At 59.0% G+C, this 23,258-nt stretch carries 21 protein-coding genes and 3 tRNA genes; 21 read left to right on the top strand and 3 right to left on the bottom strand.

Translation table 11 applies throughout. The features are described 5' to 3' along the window. The first annotated feature begins 177 nt into the window (after positions 1-177). The 3 genes from CQ015_RS04715 to CQ015_RS04705 all read left to right on the top strand — a co-directional run bounded on the left by CQ015_RS04715 (position 178) and on the right by CQ015_RS04705 (position 1,884). Positions 178-651, top strand: coding sequence for a ribose-5-phosphate isomerase (locus CQ015_RS04715; RefSeq protein ID WP_105552278.1), 474 nt, complete (start codon positions 178-180; stop codon positions 649-651). 2 nt (positions 652-653) lie between these two features. Further along, positions 654-1,622, top strand: coding sequence for an Fpg/Nei family DNA glycosylase (locus CQ015_RS04710; RefSeq protein WP_105552277.1), 969 nt, complete (start codon positions 654-656; stop codon positions 1,620-1,622). Positions 1,623-1,810: 188 nt separating this feature from the next. Further along, a tRNA-Gly gene (locus CQ015_RS04705) sits at positions 1,811-1,884 on the top strand. Positions 1,885-1,938: 54 nt separating this feature from the next. On the opposite strand, the gene CQ015_RS04700 is transcribed toward CQ015_RS04705, so the two are convergent. After that, the gene (locus tag CQ015_RS04700) at positions 1,939-2,376 is read right to left on the bottom strand and encodes a VOC family protein (protein WP_105552276.1); all 438 of its coding nucleotides are present in this window, start codon (positions 2,374-2,376) and stop codon (positions 1,939-1,941) included. A 372-nt stretch (positions 2,377-2,748) separates the two neighbouring features. On the opposite strand from CQ015_RS04700, the gene CQ015_RS04695 reads away from it, so the two are divergent. The 8 genes from CQ015_RS04695 (at position 2,749) to CQ015_RS04660 (ending at position 9,726) form a co-directional block, all read left to right on the top strand. After that, a tRNA-Pro gene (locus CQ015_RS04695) sits at positions 2,749-2,823 on the top strand. A 157-nt stretch (positions 2,824-2,980) separates the two neighbouring features. Then, a tRNA-Pro gene (locus tag CQ015_RS04690) sits at positions 2,981-3,055 on the top strand. A gap of 87 nt (positions 3,056-3,142) precedes the next feature. After that, positions 3,143-4,477: a trigger factor gene (gene tig, locus CQ015_RS04685; RefSeq protein ID WP_105552275.1), complete on the top strand. Its 1,335-nt coding sequence runs from the start codon at positions 3,143-3,145 to the stop codon at positions 4,475-4,477. A 246-nt stretch (positions 4,478-4,723) separates the two neighbouring features. Beyond that, the gene (locus CQ015_RS04680; protein ID WP_096285303.1) at positions 4,724-5,323 is read left to right on the top strand and encodes an ATP-dependent Clp protease proteolytic subunit; all 600 of its coding nucleotides are present in this window, start codon (positions 4,724-4,726) and stop codon (positions 5,321-5,323) included. 51 nt (positions 5,324-5,374) lie between these two features. Continuing rightward, positions 5,375-6,034 (top strand): ATP-dependent Clp protease proteolytic subunit, encoded by a 660-nt coding sequence (locus CQ015_RS04675; RefSeq protein WP_096285072.1) that lies wholly within the window; start codon positions 5,375-5,377, stop codon positions 6,032-6,034. A 167-nt stretch (positions 6,035-6,201) separates the two neighbouring features. Then, positions 6,202-7,494, top strand: coding sequence for an ATP-dependent Clp protease ATP-binding subunit ClpX (gene clpX, locus CQ015_RS04670; protein ID WP_105552274.1), 1,293 nt, complete (start codon positions 6,202-6,204; stop codon positions 7,492-7,494). Positions 7,495-7,535: 41 nt separating this feature from the next. Beyond that, entirely contained in the window at positions 7,536-8,144 is a 609-nt protein-coding gene (locus CQ015_RS04665) for a DsbA family protein (protein ID WP_105552273.1), read from the top strand. Between the two features lie 589 nt (positions 8,145-8,733). Then, the gene (locus CQ015_RS04660) at positions 8,734-9,726 is read left to right on the top strand and encodes a serine protease (protein WP_105552272.1); all 993 of its coding nucleotides are present in this window, start codon (positions 8,734-8,736) and stop codon (positions 9,724-9,726) included. Positions 9,727-10,068: 342 nt separating this feature from the next. Here CQ015_RS04660 and CQ015_RS04650 read toward each other — a convergent pair whose 3' ends face one another. After that, positions 10,069-10,557: a DUF4870 domain-containing protein gene (locus CQ015_RS04650; protein ID WP_105552270.1), complete on the bottom strand. Its 489-nt coding sequence runs from the start codon at positions 10,555-10,557 to the stop codon at positions 10,069-10,071. Between the two features lie 202 nt (positions 10,558-10,759). Further along, positions 10,760-13,378, bottom strand: a complete 2,619-nt coding sequence (gene valS / locus CQ015_RS04645) for a valine--tRNA ligase (RefSeq protein WP_105552501.1) — start codon at positions 13,376-13,378, stop codon at positions 10,760-10,762. A gap of 248 nt (positions 13,379-13,626) precedes the next feature. Between valS and CQ015_RS04640 the strand changes: the two genes are divergently transcribed. From CQ015_RS04640 to cobA, 10 genes are all read left to right on the top strand, one after another. Further along, positions 13,627-14,391, top strand: a complete 765-nt coding sequence (locus CQ015_RS04640) for an SDR family oxidoreductase (protein WP_105552269.1) — start codon at positions 13,627-13,629, stop codon at positions 14,389-14,391. Between the two features lie 10 nt (positions 14,392-14,401). Continuing rightward, positions 14,402-15,094 (top strand): sirohydrochlorin chelatase, encoded by a 693-nt coding sequence (locus CQ015_RS04635; RefSeq protein ID WP_105552268.1) that lies wholly within the window; start codon positions 14,402-14,404, stop codon positions 15,092-15,094. Positions 15,095-15,194: 100 nt separating this feature from the next. Continuing rightward, a complete protein-coding gene (locus CQ015_RS04630) occupies positions 15,195-16,895 on the top strand; it encodes a nitrite/sulfite reductase (RefSeq protein ID WP_105649594.1) in 1,701 nt (566 codons plus the stop codon). Next, positions 16,892-17,602: a phosphoadenylyl-sulfate reductase gene (locus CQ015_RS04625; RefSeq protein WP_105649514.1), complete on the top strand. Its 711-nt coding sequence runs from the start codon at positions 16,892-16,894 to the stop codon at positions 17,600-17,602. Before CQ015_RS04630 ends, CQ015_RS04625 begins: the two co-directional genes overlap by 4 nt. Positions 17,603-17,618: 16 nt before the next feature. Further along, positions 17,619-18,542 (top strand): sulfate adenylyltransferase subunit CysD, encoded by a 924-nt coding sequence (gene cysD / locus CQ015_RS04620; RefSeq protein ID WP_105552266.1) that lies wholly within the window; start codon positions 17,619-17,621, stop codon positions 18,540-18,542. A 1-nt stretch (position 18,543) separates the two neighbouring features. Further along, positions 18,544-19,839, top strand: a complete 1,296-nt coding sequence (locus CQ015_RS04615; RefSeq protein ID WP_105552265.1) for a sulfate adenylyltransferase subunit 1 — start codon at positions 18,544-18,546, stop codon at positions 19,837-19,839. Further along, the gene (locus tag CQ015_RS04610; protein ID WP_105649513.1) at positions 19,826-20,905 is read left to right on the top strand and encodes an ABC transporter substrate-binding protein; all 1,080 of its coding nucleotides are present in this window, start codon (positions 19,826-19,828) and stop codon (positions 20,903-20,905) included. The genes CQ015_RS04615 and CQ015_RS04610 overlap by 14 nt, the downstream gene beginning before the upstream one ends. Then, positions 20,905-21,645: an ABC transporter ATP-binding protein gene (locus CQ015_RS04605; protein ID WP_105568956.1), complete on the top strand. Its 741-nt coding sequence runs from the start codon at positions 20,905-20,907 to the stop codon at positions 21,643-21,645. Before CQ015_RS04610 ends, CQ015_RS04605 begins: the two co-directional genes overlap by 1 nt. Continuing rightward, positions 21,620-22,477, top strand: a complete 858-nt coding sequence (locus tag CQ015_RS04600) for an ABC transporter permease (protein WP_105649512.1) — start codon at positions 21,620-21,622, stop codon at positions 22,475-22,477. The genes CQ015_RS04605 and CQ015_RS04600 overlap by 26 nt, the downstream gene beginning before the upstream one ends. Beyond that, the gene (cobA, locus tag CQ015_RS04595) at positions 22,470-23,249 is read left to right on the top strand and encodes a uroporphyrinogen-III C-methyltransferase (RefSeq protein WP_105649511.1); all 780 of its coding nucleotides are present in this window, start codon (positions 22,470-22,472) and stop codon (positions 23,247-23,249) included. The genes CQ015_RS04600 and cobA overlap by 8 nt, the downstream gene beginning before the upstream one ends. Positions 23,250-23,258 lie beyond the last annotated feature (9 nt).

Genomic DNA, 23,258 nt, shown 5'->3' with positions numbered 1-23,258 from the left:
GGGGGAGCACGCAAGTCCTTGACCGCAAAATTTTTATGACTGGCAAAATAGTGCGTGCTCACATGAGGTGTCACAGACACTGCGAAACATCGCAGAGTTAGATTCTATGTCCGGTGGGTCGCTAAGCTTGAGGGAGCATTAAACCGGCTTTCCTCCCAACGAATGAGGCAATAAAACATGCGCGTGCATATCGCCACTGACCACGCAGGTCTGGAACTGAGCGACTTCTTGGTCAAGCACCTCACGGACCGAGGGTACGAAATGGTCAATCACGGGCCGAAAGCCTATGACCCCGAAGATGATTACCCAGCTTTCTGCATTAACGCGGCTCAAGCTGTCATCGCGGATCAGCGCGCGGGCCTAGACGCCTTGGGTATCGTCCTCGGTGGGTCGGGCAATGGGGAACAGATCGCTGCGAACAAGGTCGAAGGCGTGCGCGCAGCGCTAGCGTGGAACCTTGATACCGCGAAGCTTGCTCGCGAGCACAATGATGCAAATGTCATCGCGGTTGGCGGACGCCAGCACTCGGTGGTGGAAGCCGCTGAATTAATCGAAGCATTCCTGGCTGAACCTTTTAGCGACGCCGAACGTCATGTGCGCCGCATCGGTAAGATCGCCTCGTATGAAACAACCGGCGAGGTTATCGACTAACTGTGCCTGAAGGACATTCCCTGCATCGCCTGTCCCGCCAATTCGACGATGTCTTTGGCGGACAGGCGGTTCAGGTTACTTCGCCCCAAGGGCGCTTTGCTTCAGATGCCGCTCGCATTGACGGCCACGAGCTAGAGCACGCCTTCGCCAAGGGGAAGCAACTGTTTTGCCGCTTCTCAAACGACCTATATCTGCGGGTGCATTTAGGCCTCTATGGGGCTTTCGATTTTGGCGGCGACAGCCTATTCGCTGGAGCTTCGTCCATCGGTGCTCCACGACGCATAGGCGAGCGTGAAGCCCGCATGCAGGAGACTGCGTCATACTCCGGACCTCCTGCTCCAATCGGCGCGGTCCGTGCTCGCATCGTGTCCAAGCACGGCTGGGCGGATCTGCGTGGCCCCACCGCATGCGAAGTTTTGGACATCGATCAGGTGCAACGGCAGCTAGCCAAGCTTGGACCAGATCCTCTGGCGGGGGCATCGGCCCGTTTTCAAGCTTCCAAGGGGCAGGTGGAACCAGGTGGAGACCAGCGATACTTGGATGCAGGGCTCAGGGAATTTCGAGTGAATCTCGCGCGCACCAGCACTCCCATCGGCGTAGCGTTGATGAATCAGAACGTGATCAGCGGTGTTGGGAATATTTATCGCGCCGAGGCGCTATTCCGCAATCGTGTTTCCCCAACCCTTCCGGCCAACCAACTTTCCGGGCGAACCGCCAACAAATTGTGGTGGGATATTGTCGCCATCATGGAGGACGGGGTCCGCGATGGAAAGATCATTACTACTCGTGAAGAAGATCGCGAACCTGAAGGCGTGCTCTGGCCGGACAACGCCTACTACGTTTATCAGCGTCAGGGGATGGGCTGTCGCAAGTGCGCGGGGAGCATACGACTCGAAGAAGTAGCTGGTCGGAAACTGTACTGGTGTCCGCGGTGCCAGAAGTTGCCGCGCAGCAAGGACGTTTCACGCTAAGCATCTGGATGCTTGGGTGCGGATTAACTCAGGAGATTCTGGCCCCTCGGCGTGTTTATCACCTTGCCGGGCTCCACGTGGTGCTATAGAGGATGTGTCCAAGTCGGAACCCAAATCAGCCGATTTGCATGGACCTAGATTTATGGTCTAGACTAAATTCTGTTCGCGGCGATGAAGTCACGAAATGTGGGGATGTAGCTTAGTGGTAAAGCCTTAGTCTTCCAAACTAATGATGCGGGTTCGATTCCCGTCATCCCCTCCAAATAAAAAGGTCCCGCTGATGCGGGGCCTTTTTGCGTCGATGCTCGAGCGATGCCTACACCACGCAGAATTCATTTCCTTCGGGATCTGCAAGAACCACATGATCCAGTTCACCATTAATGCAGTGCCGCGCCAGTTCGCTAGCCCCCAGGCGCATAAGTAGCCCAACCTTCTCTTCGATCCGTTGCCGGCGCAAGTGTGCGGGCTGATTCCGCCCCAAGCCAACTTTCAGATCTAGATGAATCCGGTTCTTTGCGATCTTCCCTTCTGGGACCTTTAGCATCGAAATTTGCGGACCTTCGCCTGTAGGGTCGCAAATCGCGGCCCCGTCATCCCACTCGTCCTCTGGAACATCGCAAGCGATAAGCCAGTCGGTCCAAGAGGTGAACCCCGATGGCGGGGGAGCGTCCGCATAATCAAGCGCCGCTTTCCAGAATTTTGCTTGCTCCACCGGTGAGTTGCAGTCAAAGGTCAGTGCCCAAGTAGTTGCCATAGGGCGATCGTAGTCCCGATCGCTTGACTGCGCGGAGTCTATGGACGGTCACGTCTGGTGCGGTGCGGTTCGGCGGCTTCAGCCATCGTGGAACTTGCTGGATGATTTGAGTGCAAAAACGATGAAAAACGTTCAAATTTCCTGTTACTCACCTCACCTTTTTCGCTGATTTACGCTAAAAAGAGACGTCAAGGCGGTAAATTCCGCGTAAATTCGCTGAAGTTGTTGATAATTGCCAGCAGGATGCCGATTTTGCATTTAGCGCGAACCCGTGTAAATTTATTTCTTGTGATCACGCAGGGATAACAAAAACCCAGCAGCGATTCACAAGATGTTGACTCAGGTGAAAAGGGATTTTCACTAGGAGTTCAACGGGGTATAGCTCAGCTTGGCTAGAGCGCGCGCTTTGGGAGCGTGAGGTCGCAGGTTCGAATCCTGTTACCCCGACTCATGAAATAAAAAAACTTCGGTTTATATCTCATGAAATCGAGAACTAAATATAATTTAGCTCTGGTGATCACCGGAAACTGTGAAAGGTTAGCGGTATGCATCACAAACGATTAGTGGATAAAGGATAACTCAGGTTAGACTAATCACTGCTAATCGGGGTGTAGCTCAGCTTGGCTAGAGCGCGCGCTTTGGGAGCGTGAGGTCGCAGGTTCGAATCCTGTCACCCCGACTCTGTCGAATAACCCCGCAACGCCACCATGTTGCGGGGTTTTTTGCAGATCAGACCTAATTCTTAGACACTCAGGAGTACAACGCTGTGAAGAGCGCCGTCGAAAACGTCAACCCGACTCGGGTGAAACTGAACGTTGAGGTTCCTTATGAGGAACTGAAGCCCCGCGTCGATGAGGCGTACAAGACCATCGCTCAGCAGATTCAGGTTCCAGGCTTCCGCAAGGGCAAGGTTCCAACTCGCATGATCGATCAGCGCGTTGGTCGCGGTTACGTCATTGAAACCGCTGTGAACGAGGGGCTGAACGACTTCTATCAGAAGGCCATGGTCGAGCACGAGCTGACCCCGCTGTCCCGCCCAGAGGTTGACATCACCGAGCTGCCTTCCATCGAGAAGGAAGGCGAAGGCCAGCTGGTCTTCAGCTTCGAAGTTGATATCCGCCCGAAGGTTGAACTGCCTGACTACAAGGGCATCGAGGTCTCCGTCGAGGCAAAGGAAGTTGCCGACGAAGATATCGAGAAGGCCCTAGACGACCTGCGCGGTCGCTTCGGCACCCTGAAGGATGTTGAGGCACCAGCAGCTGCAGATTCCTTCGTCACCCTCGACCTGACCGCTTCGGTTGAGGGCGAAGAGGTCGACGCTGCACAGGGTCTGTCCTACCAGGTGGGCTCGGGCAATATGCTTGAAGGCATGGACGAGGCTGTTACCGGCCTGTCCGCTGGCGAAGACGCAACCTTCGAGACCACCCTTGCCGGTGGCGAGCACGCAGGAAAGACCGCAACCGTCAACGTTGTCGTCTCCGCCGTGAAGTCGCGCGAACTGCCAGAAGCGAATGACGACTTCGCTCAGCTTGCTTCCGAATACGACACCATCGCTGAATTGCGCGACTCGCTGTCCAAGGATGCTGCTGAGGGCAAGATTGTTGAGCAGGGTGTTGAGGCGCGCGAACTCGTCTTGGACAAGTTGGTCGAACTGATCGAGGTCCCTGTGCCTGCATCGGTGATCGAAGAGCAGATCGAGCAGCACTTCAACGCACCTGACGCTGAAGCTGACCACGACACCGAGGAGCACCGCGCAGAGGTTCGCGAGAACACCGAGCGTGCTTTCAAGAACGAAATCATCCTTGACGCCGTCGCAGACGCCGAGGAAGTTGGCGTTGAGCAGTCCGAGCTGATCGACTACATCGTGCAGACCGCAGGTCAGTACGGCATGGAGCCGAACCAGTTCGCGCAGATGCTGGACGGCGCCGGCCAGGTCCCAATGCTGATGGGCGAGGTTCGCCGTCGCAAGGCACTTGCCAAGGTGCTGGAATTCGCAACCGTCACCGACTCGAACGGTGCCGCTGTGGATCTCACTTCCTTCGTGAAGCCAGCTGGCGAAGAAGAAGCTGTAGCGGTCGAGGAGACCACCGAGGCCAAGTAGTCCCCGGCATATAGATGGCCGCCTGCCAGCTTGGAAACAAGCTGGCAGGCGGCCATTTTTTGTTCGCTCTCGGTGTACTCATGCGCCGTGAGCGAAAACGGGGCATGAAACGCCCCAAGGCCGGGTTGAAGTCAGTAATCTCAAAGTAACCAGTTGCAGCTTTGAGATTCGAAATAGAGTTTCAAAATCTGATCTACACGTTTGGAAGAGGTAGAGAACATGTCAAATGATTCGCGCACTCCCACCATGGCCACCGTTGACCCGGCCGGCCGTGAGGATTACATCTACAACCGCCTGCTCAAGGAGCGCATCATCTGGCTGGGCTCCGAGGTCCGCGACGACAATGCGAACGCTATTTGCTCGCAGCTGCTGTTGCTTTCGGCGGAAGATCCTGAGAAGGACATCTACCTTTACATCAACTCTCCAGGTGGCTCCATCACCGCGGGCATGGCTATCTACGACACCATGCAGTACATTCCCAACGATGTCGTCACCGTTGCAACCGGCCTGGCTGCTTCGATGGGCCAGTTCCTGTTGTCCTCGGGCACTCCGGGCAAACGCTACGCTACGCCGAACGCCCGCATCCTGATGCACCAGCCTTCCGGCGGCATCGGTGGTACCGCCTCGGATATTAAGATCCAGGCCGAGCTGATCATGCACATGAAGAAGGTCATGAGCGACCTGACTGCCGAGCAGACCGGTCAGAGCGTTGAGCAGATCCTTATCGATAACCAGCGCGATAAGTGGTTCACCGCTGAAGAGGGCCTGAAGTACGGCTTCTACGATCAGATCGCCATGCATGCCGGCACAGTCACCGGTGGTGGCGGCGTCGATACCGCCAAGTAGTCGGTCTTACTCATCCGCCTGAATCCCAAAGATTTGTCCTAGGAGAAAACCATGAACTTCAATCCGGAAGCCATCAGCGGCCAGACGCCGTCGGCCCGCTACATCCTGCCGCAGTTCGAAGAGCGCACCCCATACGGGTTCAAGCGTCAGGATCCATACGCCAAGCTGTTCGAAGATCGCATTATCTTCCTCGGCGCCCAGGTCGACGACGCGTCGGCCGATGACGTGATGGCACAGCTGCTGGTGCTCGAATCCATGGATCCGGAGCGCGATGTCACCTTGTACATCAACTCACCGGGTGGCTCGTTCACCGCGATGACCGCGATCTATGACACGATCCAGTTCATTCGCCCAGAAGTGCAGACCGTTTGCCTCGGCCAAGCAGCCTCAGCAGCAGCTGTGTTGCTGGCCGCCGGCACCCCGGGCAAGCGTCTGGCGCTGCCAAACGCCCGCGTGCTGATCCACCAGCCATCGATGGGCGGGGGCGAACGCGGTACCGCAACGGACCTGCAGATCCAGGCCGAAGAGGTAATGCGCATGCGCGCGTGGTTGGAAGAGACCATTGCCGGGCATTCGGGCCAGTCCGTGGAGAAGGTTCGCGACGATGTGGAGCGCGATCTATTCATGACCGCTGCCGACGCCAAGGAATATGGCATCGTTGACGAAGTGCTTACCCCACGCAAGGTAAACCGCGCTCAGCTCGGTAACTAGGCCTTACGCGGAATAATCATTGAATATTGGCGGTTTACCTTGTAGGTGCGTTCTCCACAAGAGGAGGACACCACGCAGGTAGACCGCCATATTCAGCTAATTTTGGGGTTATCTGACCTAGAATTGGGATAGTCCACGGCAACTCAAGCAAACAGGAGATCGGTGCGATGGGACGAATGGGCGAAGGCTCGGATCTGTTGAAGTGTTCTTTCTGCGGAAAGAGCCAAAAGCAGGTTAAGAAGCTAATTGCAGGCCACGGAGTCTACATCTGTACCGAATGCATCGAACTGTGCAATGAAATCATTGCAGAGGAGTTTGCTGAAGAACAGGTCTCCGAAGATTTCTCGCTGCCAAAACCGCTTGAGATCTTCAATTCCCTAGAGGAGTACGTGATCGGCCAGGAGAACGCGAAGCGTGCTCTGTCCGTAGCCGTGTACAACCACTACAAACGAATTCATGGCACCCAGGAGCAAGGTCCGGTCGCTGCCATAAACAGTGACAACCCACTGGACGATGTTGAGGTTTCAAAATCCAACATCATGTTGATAGGTCCCACCGGTTGCGGTAAGACCTATCTGGCGCAGTCGCTGGCCAAAAAACTCAACGTCCCGTTCGCCGTTGCAGACGCGACCAGCTTGACCGAGGCAGGTTACGTTGGTGAAGACGTTGAAAACATTCTGCTCAAGCTAATCCAAGCCGCAGACTTCGATGTGAAGAAGGCCGAGACAGGCATTATCTACATCGACGAAATCGATAAGATCTCGCGCAAGAGCGAGAATCCGTCGATTACCCGCGATGTCTCGGGTGAAGGCGTCCAGCAGGCATTGCTGAAAATTCTCGAAGGTACCGTTGCCGCAGTCCCGCCACAGGGGGGACGCAAGCATCCGCATCAAGACTTCTTGCAGTTGGACACGACAAACATCTTGTTCATCGTAGCTGGCGCTTTTGCGGGGCTCGAAGAGATTATTTCTTCACGCGCGGGACGTAAGGGAATCGGCTTCGGCGCGCCCTTGACCGCGCTGAAATCTGAAACCCCGTCGTATTCCGATGTTCGTCCTGAAGATCTGCTGAAATTCGGTTTGATACCCGAATTCGTCGGACGACTGCCAGTGATCACCACGGTCGAACACCTTGATCGCGAATCCCTGGTTCGGGTCCTGACTGAGCCGAAGAACGCTTTGGTCAAGCAATACCAAAAAATGTTCCGCATGGATGGTGTGGAGCTGAGCTTCGAACCGCAGGCATTGGATGCGGTCGCGGAGCTGGCCATCGAACGTGAAACTGGTGCTCGCGGGCTTCGGGCCATTTTGGAAGAGAGCCTTGGCGGGATCATGTTTGAACTGCCAAGCCTCGAAGAAATTGCGGAAGTGGTTGTCACCCGTGGCACGGTAATGAACCGTGAAGCACCGCTACTTCTTTCACACGATGTCGCTGCCAAGCGAAACAAGAAGTCCGCGTAGTTTAAAATCCCGTTGAGTTATCGGTAGAAAGTTGAGGGTTCATGCCCAAGCGCACTCAAGTTGATTTCTGGTTTGACCCGATTTGCCCCTTTGCATGGGCCACTAGCCGCTGGATCAAGGAAGTTGAAAAGGTCCGCGACATCGACGTGAGCTGGAATGTCATGAGCTTGTCGGTGCTCAACGAAGGGCGGGAACTTCCGGAAGACTACCGCGCGTCCATGGATATCTCTTGGGGTCCGGTCCGAGTCGTGATCAAGGCGGCCCAAGACCATGGTGATGAAGTGATCGACAAGCTCTATACGGCCATGGGCGAACTTTTCCATCACGAAAAGGTTTCAGATCGCGATGAGGTGATCGCCCGAGCTCTTGCGAAGGTAGGTTTGCCTGCCGAACTCGCAACTGCGGCGAATACCGATGAAAATGATGCTGCACTTCGTGCAAGCCACGAGGTAGGCATTTCCAAGGTTGGCCAAGATGTAGGAACACCAATCATCGCCGTGGATGGTGTCGCGTTCTTTGGGCCGGTTATCACCCGGATCCCAACCGGAGAAGACGCCGGCAAGATGTTTGACGCTGCAGCGCAACTTGCTTCGTTCCCCTACTTCTTCGAGATGAAGCGCAGTCGGACCGAAAGCCCAATCTTCGAATAGTCCGGGATTGCTTAAAAGAGCAAAGGGTCCAGCCAAGAAGTTCTTGGCTGGGCCCTTTGCGCTTGGCATGGGGCAAACGATACTTTCGGCTCCCGATCAACAATGAGCAGTTAGTTCGCGACGCATCATAAGTAACCTCTTGGATCTCTGGGGAGCGCTCTCACTGACTAGTCGTGAGTTAATGCTTGCATCCTTGCTAATTGTTCCGAAAAAATTTATATGAATTTTCTATGCAGGTAATGTGAAGTGCCTCACGGTTCTTTCACAAATTATTCCAGCTCCTACACGGAGTGGCTGGTTCCGTCGACCGGCGTGTGAGATCGGAGCTTCTCGGAGATTACTGGGCAGTAGCGAATGCAACCCGAAAGCAAAGGGTGCACGCGGGTTTTCGGTGCCATGAAAGTTTCCGGCAGAAGTTATTAGTAGGAAAAAATCCGTTTCAGACTTTTTGACGGTTGCGACAATGAACTCTCAAATATCTTGTTGGAAACCCCTAGGTAATGCCTGAAAGATGTGTTTGACTAACTCCCACAGGTGCTTCGGCACATGCTTTCGATGGCGGCCCCCATCCGCCAGATAGGGAGAAATCGTGCAAGATAGATACGAAGATCGTGGTCCAAAGAAGGGCAAAAACAAGGGCAGAGCATTCGCCGCGCTTTTGCTGGCCGGCGGACTCATCGGTGGAAGTGCATCGATGGCTATGGCTGCCCCCACAGCCCCCACGGACAAGATCGAGTCGACAAGCATTACCTTGTCGCAGGCGGAAAATGCAATGAGTTATTGGACTTCTGAGCGCATGGAAAACGCCAAGTCCGCTGACAGCCTCGCCCACGGTAAATCAACTTCAAACGCCCCGCTGAAGGCGGGAAAATCAAAGAAGATTGCCGGCCAGGAAGCGATGAAGCGCAACGAGAACGCCAACAAGCCGAAAAGAGGATCTGCGGTCACTCCGGTGTCCCACATTGGTAAGGTGTTCTTCACCCTCGGCGGATCTGACTATGTTTGCTCGGGCAACTCGGTTGTCTCGGCCAACGAATCGACCGTGTCCACAGCCGGACACTGTGCCAATGAAGGACCGGGCGCGTTCGCAACTCGATGGGTGTTTGTTCCCGCCTATGAAAATGGCAACGCACCCTATGGATCCTTTGCGGCTACCGAACTGGTCACCCCAACGCAGTGGAGCAACGGCGGCGACATTAGCTACGACACCGCCTTCGCGGTGGTCACCGACAACAGCGGGGTAAGCCTCGCAGATCAGGTTGGAGCTTCGGGTGTCGCGTTCAACCAGGCGCGCGGATTGAACTACACAGCTTTCGGATACCCTGCCGCGACTCCGTTCAACGGTGAAACTTTGCAGTCCTGCAGCGGAACTGCCACAGCTGATCCCTACGGACAGTCGCAGTCTCAGGGTATTCCCTGCGACATGACGGGCGGTTCCTCCGGCGGCCCATGGTTCCTCGGCGGTTCCGATGGATACCAGAACTCCGTCAACAGCTTCGGCTACAGTGGAGTGCGCAACACGATGTTCGGCCCCTACTGGGGATCGGTCGTTGAGCAGGCATATAACGCAGCTCAGAACTAGCAAGACGTGATTTGGGCGGAATGTCAGCGACGACATTCCGCCCAAACCCGTTTAGGAGCAGGGGATGCAAGCAGAGGATGACGCTGCTGGCGAATGCGCCAGCGGAAAGAGCAGTAGGCAAAAGTTGGATCAAACGGTCAGCGAACAGCTTTCATATTTTAACGATACGCGGAAGCAGGATGCTAAGCCGATGCAGGTAGTAATACCAAGCCCAACCGGGCAAAGCAAGGATGAGGACGGCGGCTGACCCTGCCGCTGGGCATTCTGGTTAACGCATACTGCTCTCGAACCGACAGGTTCGAGAGCAGTATGCTAGGTATCGCTCGCAACGCGGCTATTTGGCTAGCTCACGAACGTGAAATTGAATGGATACCTGTAAGAACGACCTGCCTGATATTCGTTTGGAGCATTAACTGCGGCCACGATGGCCACCACGAAGCAGATGAGGCCGCCGAGCAGACCGATGACCCAACCGACCACGGGCAGGAGCGCCAATAAAGCGATGATCGCGCGGATGATGCTGAAGTTCAGGGTATCTCGATGGAAGTCTCGCACTATCGGGTTGGTGCGTTCCTTATCGATGATGAAGAAGATCAGCGCTGGAATAATTCCGAAGAATGCAGATAGCCAGCCGTTGAGCTGGATCCGTTGGAGGTTCTCATCCGGGCTTTGCCCCTGGTAGCTCTGTTGCGGGTCATTCACCCGCCCCGGATATGGTCCAGCCGGTTCTGAACTGGAAGGGGGCGTCGTTGATTCGCCAGACGAGGGAGTCGAGCGATTGCCCTCGCGGAGCGGATCGGAGTCATTTGGGTCTTCCGGTGTGGTAGTCATACGAGCCTCTCTAGAGAGTAGCTTGAATATGTAGTATGAGCGTACCCCTCGACTCTAAGCCATGAATAAATAATATCAAGGCGTCGAGAACCAACAATTGACTTCGGCATCGTCTTCGAAGACCGATTCAAGGAACGGTTGAGAAATGAGGAAGGCCGTCGAGAGATTCTCGACGACCTTCCTCACAGACTGTTTTCGAAGACTAGGCTTCTTCTGCGGGTGCCAATTCCACGTTCACTACGCTCAGCTCGCCTTCGGCCTCAACCAAAGTCAGTTCGCGTGCGTTGCCAGCCGACTTGAGGTCGGCGAAGCCGGCTCGCAGCTGTTCAACCTGAGCCGCTGGTGCATGGATCTCACCGGAAAGGACCTCGGTGCGCTGCTTGACCTTCGCGTCCGACTTGGCCTTACGGATGCCAGAAAGTGCCATGCCGACGGTTGGGAGAACCGTTGCGTCGGCACCTTCGGTAGCGGCAGCCAGGTGAGTGGAACTAGGCCACTGCGACAGGTGCACGGAACCGGTGCGCCACCAGCCCCAAACCTCCTCGGTAGCGAACGGCAGGAATGGTGCGAACAAACGCAGCACCGAATCCAAGGTCGTAGCAAGAGTCGCCAGCACGCTAGCCTGCTCCGCTGCACCATGACCGCCGTAGGCGCGGTCCTTGACCAATTCGACGTAATCGTCGGTGAATGACCAGAAGAAGGACTCGGTGATGTCCAGGGCGCGGGCATAGTCGTAGTTCTCGAAGGCACGCTGTGCGTCCTGGATGACCGTGGACAGACGCAGAAGCAGCGAGCGGTCCAGGCCGTTGGCCACCACCGATGCGTCGTCGGTGAGCACATTGGTCTCGGTGGCGCCCAGGTTCAAGACGAACTTCGAGGCGTTGAGAATCTTGATCGCTAGGCGGCGACCGATCTTCATCTGGTTGATCTCGTAGGCGGTGTCCGCGCCCAGCTTGGCGCTGGCTGCCCAGTAGCGCACGGCGTCAGAACCGAACTTCTCCAGAACCTCGTTCGGAACCACAACGTTGCCCTTGGACTTGGACATCTTCTTGCGATCCGGATCCAGGATCCATCCGGAGATGGCCGCATGCTTCCATGGGACATCATTGTGCAGCGCATCTGCGCGCACGGCGGTGGAGAACAGCCAGGTGCGGATGATGTCGTGGCCCTGCGGGCGCAGATCAAAGGGGTAGACCTTGGAGAAGAACTGGTCGTCGCGTCCCCAGCGGCCCGCGATCTGTGGAGTCAGCGAGCTGGTAGCCCAGGTATCGAGCACATCTGCGTCACCGATGAAACCGCCGGCCACCCCGCGCTGGTCCTCGGTGAAACCTGCTGGAGCGTCGGCAGCCGGGTCAACCGGAAGCTGCGCGATCTCCGGCAAGATCGGCGCATCGTAATCCGGTTCGCCATGTTCGTCGACCTTGTACCAAACAGGTACCGGCACGCCGAAGAAGCGCTGGCGGGAAACCAACCAGTCGCCGTTCAGCCCCGAGACCCAGTTCTCGTAGCGCGAGCGCATGAACGAAGGATGGAAATCGATCTGCTCGCCGCGCGCGATCATCTGGGTGCGACGCTCTTCGTCGCGCCCGCCATTGCGGATGTACCACTGGCGCGAGGTGACGATCTCCAGTGGCTTGTCGCCCTTTTCGAAGAAGTTCACCGGACGGGAGACCTTCTTCGGCTCGCCATCGAGCAGATCCGCCGCGGTGAGCATCTCGACGACGGTTTCCTTCGCGGAGAATACGGTCTTGGCCGCGATCTCAGCGTAGGCGGCCTGGCCGGCTTCGGTGCTGATCCACTCCGGGGTGTCAGCCAGGATGCGGCCGTCTCGGCCAATGATGGCACGGGTCGGAAGCTGCAGTTCGCGCCACCAGGTGACGTCGGTCAAGTCGCCGAAGGTGCAGACCATGGCGATACCCGAACCCTTGTCTGGCTGGGCCAGCGGGTGCGGGTAGACGGTAACCGGTACGCCGAAGATTGGCGAGGTGACGGTCTTGCCGAAGAGGTGCTTGTAGCGCTCGTCTTCGGGGTGGGCTACGAGACCTGCGCAGGCCGCGAGCAGCTCCGGGCGGGTGGTCTCGATGAAGACCTGCTCGCCGCCCTCGGCATTAAATGCGTAGCGGTAGTAGGCGCCGGGCATTTCGCGGTCTTCGAGTTCTGCCTGGGCCACCGCGGTGCGGAAAGTAACATCCCACAGGGTAGGCGCCTCTGCCATGTAGGCATCGCCCTCCGCCAGGTTTTCCAGGAAGGCGCGCTGCGATACGGCGCGGGAATTGTCATCGATGGTGCGGTAGGTCATGCGCCAGTCCACGGACAGGCCTAGGGTGCTGAACAGGTGCTCGAAGACCTTCTCGTCTTCGACCGCCAATTCTTCGCAGAGTTCAATGAAGTTCTTGCGGCTCACCACATCCCAGTCGCGCTGGTTCTTGGCCGGGGACTCCGGCGGGCGGTAGCCCTCGATGTACGGCTTGGTCGGATCGCAGCGAACGCCATAGTAGTTCTGCACGCGACGCTCGGTGGGCAGGCCGTTGTCATCCCAGCCCAGCGGGTAGAACACGTTCTTGCCGCTCATGCGCTGGAAGCGAGCCAACACGTCGGTCTGCGTGTAGGAGAACATGTGTCCTACGTGCAGGGAACCCGAAGCGGTCGGTGGGGGAGTGTCGATGGAGTAAACGGCCTCGCGGGTCGTGTCCTCGTTGAAGTGATAGGTGCCCTCGGTGCGCCACCGGGACGAAAGACGTTCCTCCAAGCCTTCCAAAGCGGGCTTGTCAGGAACGGAAACCGTTGCGGGCGTGTCTGTGCCCAAGTTGTCTTCTGCCATGGCTCCATTCTTCCATGCTTTGCAAGGGAGCAAGGCATTGTGATTCATGGTCTCGGCCACTTGACCAGCAACGCTGTGCACGATGAGCTTGAAGCGCCAGCGCCAATGACGCACCCGTCCCACGAGAATTTGGCTATGACTGGCTCATGCCAGGCAGGGCCGCCGAAGATCACGAAACATGGAAAGGCTTCGCGTAAGACACATTCATCCCCGCACGCCCCGGAGCTGCGAAGTTCTAAGGTTGGGATATGACTACAACGCAAAATACTGAAAACTCCCGCTCGGCCCTCGTCACCGGCGCGTCCAGCGGCATCGGACAGGCAACGGTGCGCGCGCTTCGCGCACAAGGCTGGAAGGTCTTCGCCGTGGCCCGCCGTGCCGAGCGGCTCAACGCCCTCGCCGCAGAGTGCGGCGCGATTGCCTTGGCCGCCGACGTGAGCGTGCAGTCCGAGGTGGACGCACTGGTACTGAGCCTTGCCGAACAAGGCGGTGCGGACACGCTGGTAAATTGCGCAGGCGGCGCTCGCGGCAGCGACTACTGGGCCGAGGCCAAAGACGAAGACTGGGAATTCATGTGGCAGTCGAACGTCATGGGCACCATGCGGCTGACCCGAGCACTGCTGCCGTCGCTGCGGACCACCGGCGGCACAATCCTGAATGTCACCTCCACCGCGGCCTTGGCAAGCTACGAAGGCGGCAGCGGATACAACGCCGCCAAGGCGGCGCAGCGCGCCATGAGCCAGGCGCTGCGCCTGGAGGAAGTCGAAAACGGGATTCGCGTCATCGAGATCCTTCCGGGTCTGGTGCAGACCGAAGAGTTCGCATTACGCCGGCTGGGAAGCAAGGAAGCCGCGGAGAACGTCTACGCCGGGGTCGCCGAACCACTGACCGCCGAAGACGTAGCCGAGGTGATCCGCTACGCAGTCAGCGCGCCGGCGCATGTGAACCTCGACGAAATCGTGATCCGTCCGCAGGCCCAGGCCGCCAACCACAAGCTGATCCGCAAGGGCTAGGACACCGAATATGGGACGAATACACGTACTCGCCGCCTCGCACGGCACCGATAATGAACGCGGCCAGCAGCTGATCCACGAGCTGCGCGCACAGCTCGAAGAGCTGGCACGCGACGCCGGGCTCACCGAGCTGGTGTGGCATGAAGCCTATGTAGATGTCCAGCATCCGCGGCTTCCCGAAGTGCTCGACTCGCTGCCCGCAGATGAACCGGCAGTGGTCTTGCCGCTGCTGGTAGCCGACGGCGTGCATACGACATATGACATCGCCGGCGCGGTAGCAGCAAGAGCCAACAGCACCGCGGCCGCCCCGCTTGGCTCCTTGCCGGATCTTGCCCAAGTCTTGGCGCAACGCGCGCAAGCTCATCTTGATTCACACCCCAGCGTTGTTCTAGCCGCTGCCGGAACCAGGCTTGAAAAAGGCCAGCAACAGGTCCGGAAGCTGGCAGAACGGCTCTCGGACGAACTTGGACGGGAAGTGCAGGTCGCTTACTGCGCGGGCGCCAAGCCGCTGATCCAGGATCTGCTCTCCACCGAAATCCAGCCACCGGTGCTCGTGCTGAGCGCGCTGCTCGCCGATGGTCTATTCCAAACCCGGCTCGCTAGCACGGGTGCCTCGGTGATTACAAGCCCGCTGTTGCCGGACGTCATGATCGCTAAATGTTTCTTCGTAAGACTCCAAGAGGCGCTCAAAGCGGCCGGTTAGCTTTCCTTAGATGACGAAGTGCATCGTGATTGAGTAAAGCGCGTTCATGTGACTACTCGTGGTTGCCAGCCCCCAGGGGCTGGTTTCTACGCTGGCTTACATGACGCAATCAACCGCACCCGTTCGCCCCAAGCGGGCAGCTAAACCTCAAGGCCAATGGAAGGTCGACGGCCACGAGCCGCTGAACCATAACGAGGAACTCAAAGCCGCCGACGACGGCCTGAACGTACGCGAACGTATCGAACAGATCTACGCGCTCAAAGGCTTCGACTCGATAGATCCAGATGACCTGCACGGCCGCTTTCGTTGGTGGGGCCTATACACCCAACGCGCCCAGGGCATTCCCGGCGGGAAGACCGCCACCCTCGAGCCGCACGAACTTGAAGACAAGTACTTCATGCTTCGCGTGCGCATCGACGGCGGGGCGCTGAGCACCGAGCAGCTGCGTGTCATTGCCGGGATCTCCACCGAATTCGCCCGTGACACGGCCGACTTTACCGACCGGCAGAATATTCAGCTGCACTGGGTCGACGTGGTCGATGTGCCCGAAATTTGGCGCCGGCTCGAAGCCGTGGGCCTGAACACCACCGAAGCCTGCGGAGACGTCCCGCGCGTCATCCTGGGCTCACCGGTGGCGGGCATCGCCAAGAATGAGATCATCGACCCCACCCCGGTGATCCAAGAGATCGCCCGACGCTATGTGGGCAACCCGGAATTCTCCAACCTGCCGCGCAAGTACAAGACCGCCATTACCGGTCACCCGAATCAGGATGTTGTCCACGAAATCAACGACTTCGCGCTGATCGGCGTCGTGCACCCGGAACTCGGTGCCGGATATGACCTCTGGGTGGGCGGCGGATTATCTGCCAACCCGCGCCTCGGCGAACGGCTCGGCACCTTCGTCAGCGAAGCGAAGGCGGCCGAAGTATGGGAGGGCGTCACCTCCATCTTCCGCGACTACGGTTTCCGCCGCCTGCGCAACCGGGCCCGCTTGAAGTTCCTGCTCGCCGAATGGGGAACCGAGAAGTTCCGCCAGATCCTCCAAGACGAATACCTCGGCTATGAGCTTCCAGATGGCCCGCCAGCGGCCAAACCGGAAGAATCAGGTGACCACTCCGGGGTCCATGAGCAAAAGGACGGCCGGTTCTATATCGGTCTCACCCCACCGGTGGGCCGGGTCTCGGGAAGCATCCTGAACAAGCTCGCAGACCTCGTCGAAGCAGCCGGATCCACCAGGCTGCGCACCACCCCGCACCAAAAGGTGATCGCCCTGGATATTCCCGCAGATCAGGTGGATGCCTTCACCGCCGCGGTGCAGGAACTGGGGCTGGATCCCTTCCCCGGGCTGATCAAGCGCTCGGCAATCGCCTGCACCGGCATCGAATTCTGCAAGCTGGCCATCGTCGACACCAAGGACACCACCATCAACGCGGTCAAAAAAATCGAATCAAGGCTAGCGGACCACGAGGGAAAGCTTCCCAAGGCGCTGTCCCTGCATGTCAACGGTTGCCCAAACTCCTGCGCCCGCATCCAGACCGCAGACATCGGGCTGAAGGGACAGCTGATTACCAACGCCGAAGGTGAACAGGTCTCCGGATTCCAGGTGCACCTCGGCGGAACGCTAGCCGGCTTCGAGAACGGCGAGGCAGGACTGGGCCGCACCGTGCGCGGGCTGAAGGTCGCCGCCGATGAGCTGCCCGAATATGTGGAACGCGTCGTCAAAAGCTATTCAACCCACGCCGAAGAGAACGAGTCATTCGCCGCCTGGGCACACCGCGCGGAGGAGGAAAAACTGGTATGAGCACCGTACAGCGCAGCGAAGCAGAGCTCCGGCAGATTGCCGCCTTAGGGGCCGAAGAACTCGGCTGGGACGCAACCGCCGGGCAGGTCATCAAATTCGCCGCCAGGCATTTTGAACTACGTGAGGTTGCGGTCGCCTGTTCCATGGCCGATGCGGTACTCCCGCACCTGGTCTCCGAAACGATTCCGGAGGTGGACGTGCTGTTCCTGGAAACCGGGTACCACTTCGCCGAAACCATTGCGACCCGGGACGAGGTCGCCCGAGCCCTGCCGGTACGCATCATCGACGTCCTGCCCGAGCTCACGGTGGCCGAGCAAGACGCCAAATTCGGCAAGGAGCTATTCGCCCGCGATGCAGCGTCCTGCTGCCAGATGCGAAAAATGGATCCGCTGAAGAAGGCACTGAAGGGCTATGGGGCTTGGTTCACCGGGGTGCGCCGCGACGAGGCACCCACCAGGGTGAACACCCCGCTGGTGGCCTTCGACGAAGCCCACGGGTTGGTGAAGTTCAACCCGCTGGCCGCCTGGACCTTCGATGAACTCATCGGCTACGCCACGGAGCACTCGGTTCCGGTGAATATGCTGCTCGCCCACGGGTATCCATCCATTGGCTGCCAACCATGCACCCGGCCGGTGGCCGAAGGCGAAGACCCCCGCGCAGGTCGCTGGGCGGGGCTGGCGAAAACCGAATGCGGCATACACATCTAGTCGAGGAGAGAAGCAAATGACCATTACAGCCAATGCGCCCACCCAAGCGCGGCGCAGCGTCCTTGACGCCTTAGAAGCCGAATCAATTCACATCATCCGCGAGGTGCTTGCCGAATTCGAGAATCCCGGATTGCTGTTCTCCGGAGGAAAAGACTCGGTCGTCGTACTGCACCTGCTGGCCAAGGCCGTATTCCCCGCCCGAGTGCCGATCCCGGTAGTTCATATCGACACCGGCCACAACTTCGGTGAGGTACTCAAATTCCGTGACCAGGTGGTGGCCCGCTACGGACTGAACCTGGTCGTCGGCTCGGTGCAGGACTATATCGACCGCGGTGAATTGACCGAGCTGGCCGATGGCACACGCAACCGGTTGCAGACCCGGGTCCTGCTGGACACCATCGAGGCCAACCGCTTCGACGTCGTCTTCGGCGGGGCCCGCCGCGACGAAGACAAGGCCCGCGCCAAGGAACGGATCTTGTCCCTCCGCGATGAATTCGGGGTGTGGGATCCGCGCAACCAGCGCCCGGAAATCTGGAGCTTGTACAACGGACGGCACGCCCCCGGGGGACATGTGCGCGCATTCCCGATCTCCAACTGGACCGAACGCGACATCTGGGCCTATATCGAGCAAGAACAAATCGAGCTCCCACCCATCTACTTCGCCCATAAGCGCCAGGTCTTCGAACGCGACGGCATGTGGCGGGCGGTCACCTCCGTCTCGCAGCCGGCCAAGGGAGAGATCGTGAGCATCCGGCAGGTGCGCTACCGCACCGTGGGAGACGCAAGCTGCACCGGCGCGGTGCTCTCCGCGGCGGATACGGTGCCCAAGGTACTGGATGAACTAGCACTGGCAACCTTGACCGAACGCGGCGCCACCCGTGCAGATGACCGAATTTCCGCTGCGGGAATGGAAGACCGCAAGACCGAAGGGTACTTCTAAAATGACCACCACACTGCTCCGCATCGCCACCGCAGGCTCGGTAGACGACGGAAAGTCAACGCTCGTGGGCCGGCTGCTGCATGACGCCAAAGCCATCCTCGCCGACTCCCTGGACGACATCGCCCGGACCAGCGCCGAACGCGGCTTCGGGGGAGAGACCCCGGCCTTGGACCTGGCGCTGGTCACCGACGGGCTGCGTGCCGAACGGGAACAGGGCATCACCATCGACGTGGCCTACCGGTACTTCTCCACCCAGAACCGCTCCTTCATCCTGGCCGACTGCCCGGGCCACGTGCAGTACACGCGCAATACCGTCACCGGGGCATCCACCGCGGATGCGGCGATCGTGCTGGTCGACGCGCGGCACGGAGTCCTGGAGCAAACCCGCCGCCACCTCGGGGTGCTTGCCTTGCTGCGGGTGCCGCAGCTGGTGGTGGCCGTGAACAAGATGGATCTGGTCGGCTGGGACGAACAACGCTTCAGCGATATCGAAACCGACATTCTGCAGATCGCGGCCGGCCTTGGAATCACGCAGAGCGCGGTCATCCCGGTCTCGGCACTGAACGGCGACAACATCGTCGACGCTTCGTCGCTCAGCGACTGGTATGCCGGCCCCACCCTGCTCGGGCTCCTCGAAAGTCTCGAACCGGGCAGCGGCCAGGGCGCCGGCCGGCTCGATGTCCAGTACGTCATCCGCCCGCAGGGGGCGCTTGCCGCCGGACTGGACGCCGAGGAATACCGCGACTTCCGCGGTTACGCCGGCACCCTGGTCGACGGGGGACTATCGGTCGGCGATTCGGTAGCCATCCTGTCCAACGGCCAGCCGGCCAGCAGCCGGATCAAGGCCATCCGGACCCCGGCCGGCATGGTGGAAACCGCGCTCGCCGGAGCCGCGGTGGTCGTGCAGCTGAGCGAAGAGATCGATATTGCCCGCGGCGACACGATCATCGCGGGGGAGCTCGATGCCGCGGTGCGCGAGATCGAAGCCAATATTTGCGTGCTGGCTCCGGCGAAGCTCACCGCCGGACAGCAGCTGCTCATCAAGCACGGCACGAAGGTGGCCAAGGCGAAGATCCAAAGCCTGGATCACGTGATCAACGTGGCCGACTTCTCGCGCAGCGCGGCCACCGAGCTGAATCTGAACGACCTGGCTCGCGTGACGGTGCGCAGTTCGGCGGCCTTGGCCGTCTCCGAGTACCAAGACTCACGCACCGCCGGTTCATTCCTGCTGATCGATCCGAGCAGCGGGCAGACCTTGGCAGCGGGAATTATCGAGGCCCAGAATGCAGCCGCCTGAGCACCAATCCTCCGAACGCCAACGCTTCACCTCGCTGGTCGAGCAGCCCAATCACCGGGCGCGTTTTGCCGGGGTTGTGCTCGTTGGAGTGCTGGCGGCATTGGCGCTGACCACGACCGTCGTTCCGCCGCCGAGCACGGAACGAAGTGCCGCGGCCGGCCCAAGCCCGGCAGCGGAGTTGCGCCTGGGGTACTTTGCCAATGTCACCCATGCCCCGGCGCTCATCGCAGATCAGCGCGGCATCTTGGAATCGGCGCTGGAGACGGATTCCACGGCCTTGGAGACGCAAATCTTCAATGCCGGTCCGGCCGCCATCGAAGCGCTTAATAGCGGGGCGCTGGACGCAGCCTATCTGGGGCCGGCTCCTGCGCTGAATAGCTACCTCTCCAGTGGTGGATCCTCGTTGCAGGTCGTCGCCGGGGCAACGAATGGGGGAGCGAGCCTGGTGGTTTCCGAAGATATTGCTTCGGTTGAACAGCTGGCCGGTACCGAGCTTGCCACGCCGCAGTTCGGCGGGACCCAGGATGTGGCCTTGCGGAACTATCTGCAAGAACGCGGGATCCAAGACTCCGTGACCGTGACACCAAGCTCGAATGGCACGGTTCCACAGTTGTTCGCTCGCGAGGCCATCGATGGAGCGTGGCTTCCGGAACCGCATGCCTCGCTGCTTGTCGAGCAATACGGCGCCCACCGGCTGGTGGACGAAGCGACGCTGTGGCCCGATGGCAAGTTCCCCACGACCGTATTAGTGGTCAACCAAGACTTCTTGGAAGAACACCCGCAAACGGTCAAGGAACTTGTTGCCGCCAACGCCGAAGCAATCAGCTGGTTGAACACGGCCGAAACCGCCGAACGCTTGGCCGCGGTGCAGGAGGCCTTGACCGGGATCAACGGGAGCAGCCTGCCGGATACGGTCATCGGTGCGGCGCTTGGCGAGGTCGGCTTCGATGAGAATCCGTTGGAAAGTACCTTCCCGACGCTGATGGAACATCTCGAATCCGTAGGCTTGGGCGATTCTGGAGATCTTTCCAAGATCGTAAACGACCAATGGATCGGGACAGACTGATGGGTGTGGAACTCCACGAAGTTTCGCTGAGCTACGAAGGCTCGGATCTGGTGATAGAGAATCTCAGCGCACAGATCGAAGACGGTGAATTCATTGCCATTCTCGGGGCCTCGGGCTGCGGTAAATCTTCGCTGCTGAACCTGATTGCCGGACTGCTCCAGCCCACCTCCGGGTGGCTCGAAGTCCCCAAAGACGGCGCCGCCTTCATGTTCCAAGATGCAAATCTACTCCCGTGGCTCAGCGCAGCGGAGAACATTTCTCTGGCGTTGAAACTTGGGGGATACCCGGCCGAGCAACGTGACGTGCGAGTTGCGGAACTGCTCCGACTGGTGCAGTTGGGGCAAGCCGGAAAGAAAAAGCCGCATGAACTCTCCGGAGGCATGCGGCAGCGCGTGGCGCTGGCCCGTGCCCTCGCCCAGGACCGTCAGGTGCTGTTGATGGACGAACCGTTCGCCGCATTGGATGCGATCACCCGAGACATGCTGCATGAAGAATTGCGGAATCTCTGGCAACAGACGGGTAAGACGATCATCTTCGTCACCCACAATGTGCGCGAAGCGATTCGGCTCTCCGGCCGGATCCTGGTGCTTTCTTCCCATCCGGGGCGAATCCTGGAGACCCGGCGTATCTCCACCCAGTTAAGAAACGACCCCGCCCAGTCGGCCGCCCTCGCCGACGAGCTCACAACAATCCTCAGGAAGGAGCAGCGAAAGCATGAGCACTTTGACTCAGCGAGCTAGCCGGCCTGCGGCCAACGCCGCACGCCAGGGCAGGGCGAAGAAAACATTGGATGCGTTCATCGCGCCAATCATCACGGTGGTTGTGCTCATTAGCCTGTGGCAGATAGCTTCGTGGGCTGTTCCGATCCGCGAAGACCTCTTCCCAGGTCCCGGAGCCGTTGCCGCGAAGCTGCCTGAAGTGTTGGCCAACGGATCGCTGGCTGCTGCCGTAGGCACCTCACTGTTTCGAGCCTTGACGGGATTTCTGCTCGCGGTGGTCATCGCGACTCCGATTGCCTTGCTGCTGGCGCATCAGCCACTGGCCCGCCAGGGCATCGGGCCGCTGATTTCGGCGATGCAGGTGCTTCCATCTATTGCCTGGGTTCCGGCGGCCATCATTCTCTTCGGGTTGAGCAATGCGACCATCTACACGGTTCTCTTGCTGGGCGCGGTTCCCTCGATTATTAATGGGTTGCTCTCCGGAATCGACCTGATCCCGCGGCAGTACCGGGCGCTGTCCACGGTGCTCGGCGCAAATAAACGCCAGCATATCTGGCATGTCGAACTGCCTGCCGCCTTGCCAGGATATGTTGCCGGGCTCCGGCAAGGGTGGGCTTTCGCCTGGCGGTCATTGATGGCCGCGGAACTCATCGCAGTGGGCGGATCGCTGGCACTCGGAGTGGGCTCGTTGCTGCAACGAGGTCGCGACCTGGCGGACCTCCCCTTGGTGATGTTGATCATATTGGTGATCTTGCTCGTCGGCGTACTCATCGAACTTTTATGCTTTGCCCCCTTGGAGCGCAAGCTCTTGCGCGACCGGGGAATGAATCGAACTGGAGGAAATAATGGCTAAGGGAAAAATAACCCTGATTGGTGGCGGCCCGGGGGATCCCGAGCTGATCACCGTGGCCGGATATAAGGCCCTTTTGGCAGCGGATGTGGTGCTCGCCGATCGGCTTGGTCCCACCGCACTGTTGGCGGACCTTGCCGAGGACGTCCAAGTTATTGATGTCGGGAAAGCCCCTGGTTGCCACGTCAAAACCCAGGATGAAATCAACGAGCTACTAGTCAAGTACGCTTCCGAAGGGCTTGACGTGGTTCGCTTGAAGGGCGGCGACCCGTTTGTTCTGGGCCGCGGAGGTGAAGAAATGCTATTCGCCGCGGAGCATGGAATTTCGACTCGTGTCATTCCGGGAATCACCAGTTCCATTTCGGTGCCTGCCGCGGCGGGAATTCCGGTGACGCATCGGGGCGTGGCTGCCGGGTTCACGGTGATCAGCGGCCATGACGATCTCACCGACGTCCCGCTGCGCGCCGATCACACGCTAGTAGTGCTGATGGGGGTGTCTAATCTGCCACAAATCGTTGAGACTTTGCTTACCCGTGGCTTAGCGTCAAGTACGCCAATTGGGATAGTTGAGCGAGGTTACTCACAGACGCAGCGGACAACTATCGGTACGCTAGAAGAGATTGTAGTGCGCGCCCGCAAGGCCGCCGTGGCGAATCCGGCCGTCATCGTGATCGGTGACGTTGTTCGTCTGGCACCTGAAGCTTCAACCCAGTTGGTTGGACTTCAGCCGCTGGACACCGTCGACGCCGCAGCGTCGGCCTCATTCGCTGACTAAGAAAGTAGA

It is taken from the genome of Arthrobacter sp. MYb221, assembly GCF_002979835.1.
GTDB lineage: Bacteria > Actinomycetota > Actinomycetes > Actinomycetales > Micrococcaceae > Glutamicibacter.
Note: the sequence above shows the minus strand (reverse complement) of the source record. Positions and strands in the feature narration are given on the sequence as shown.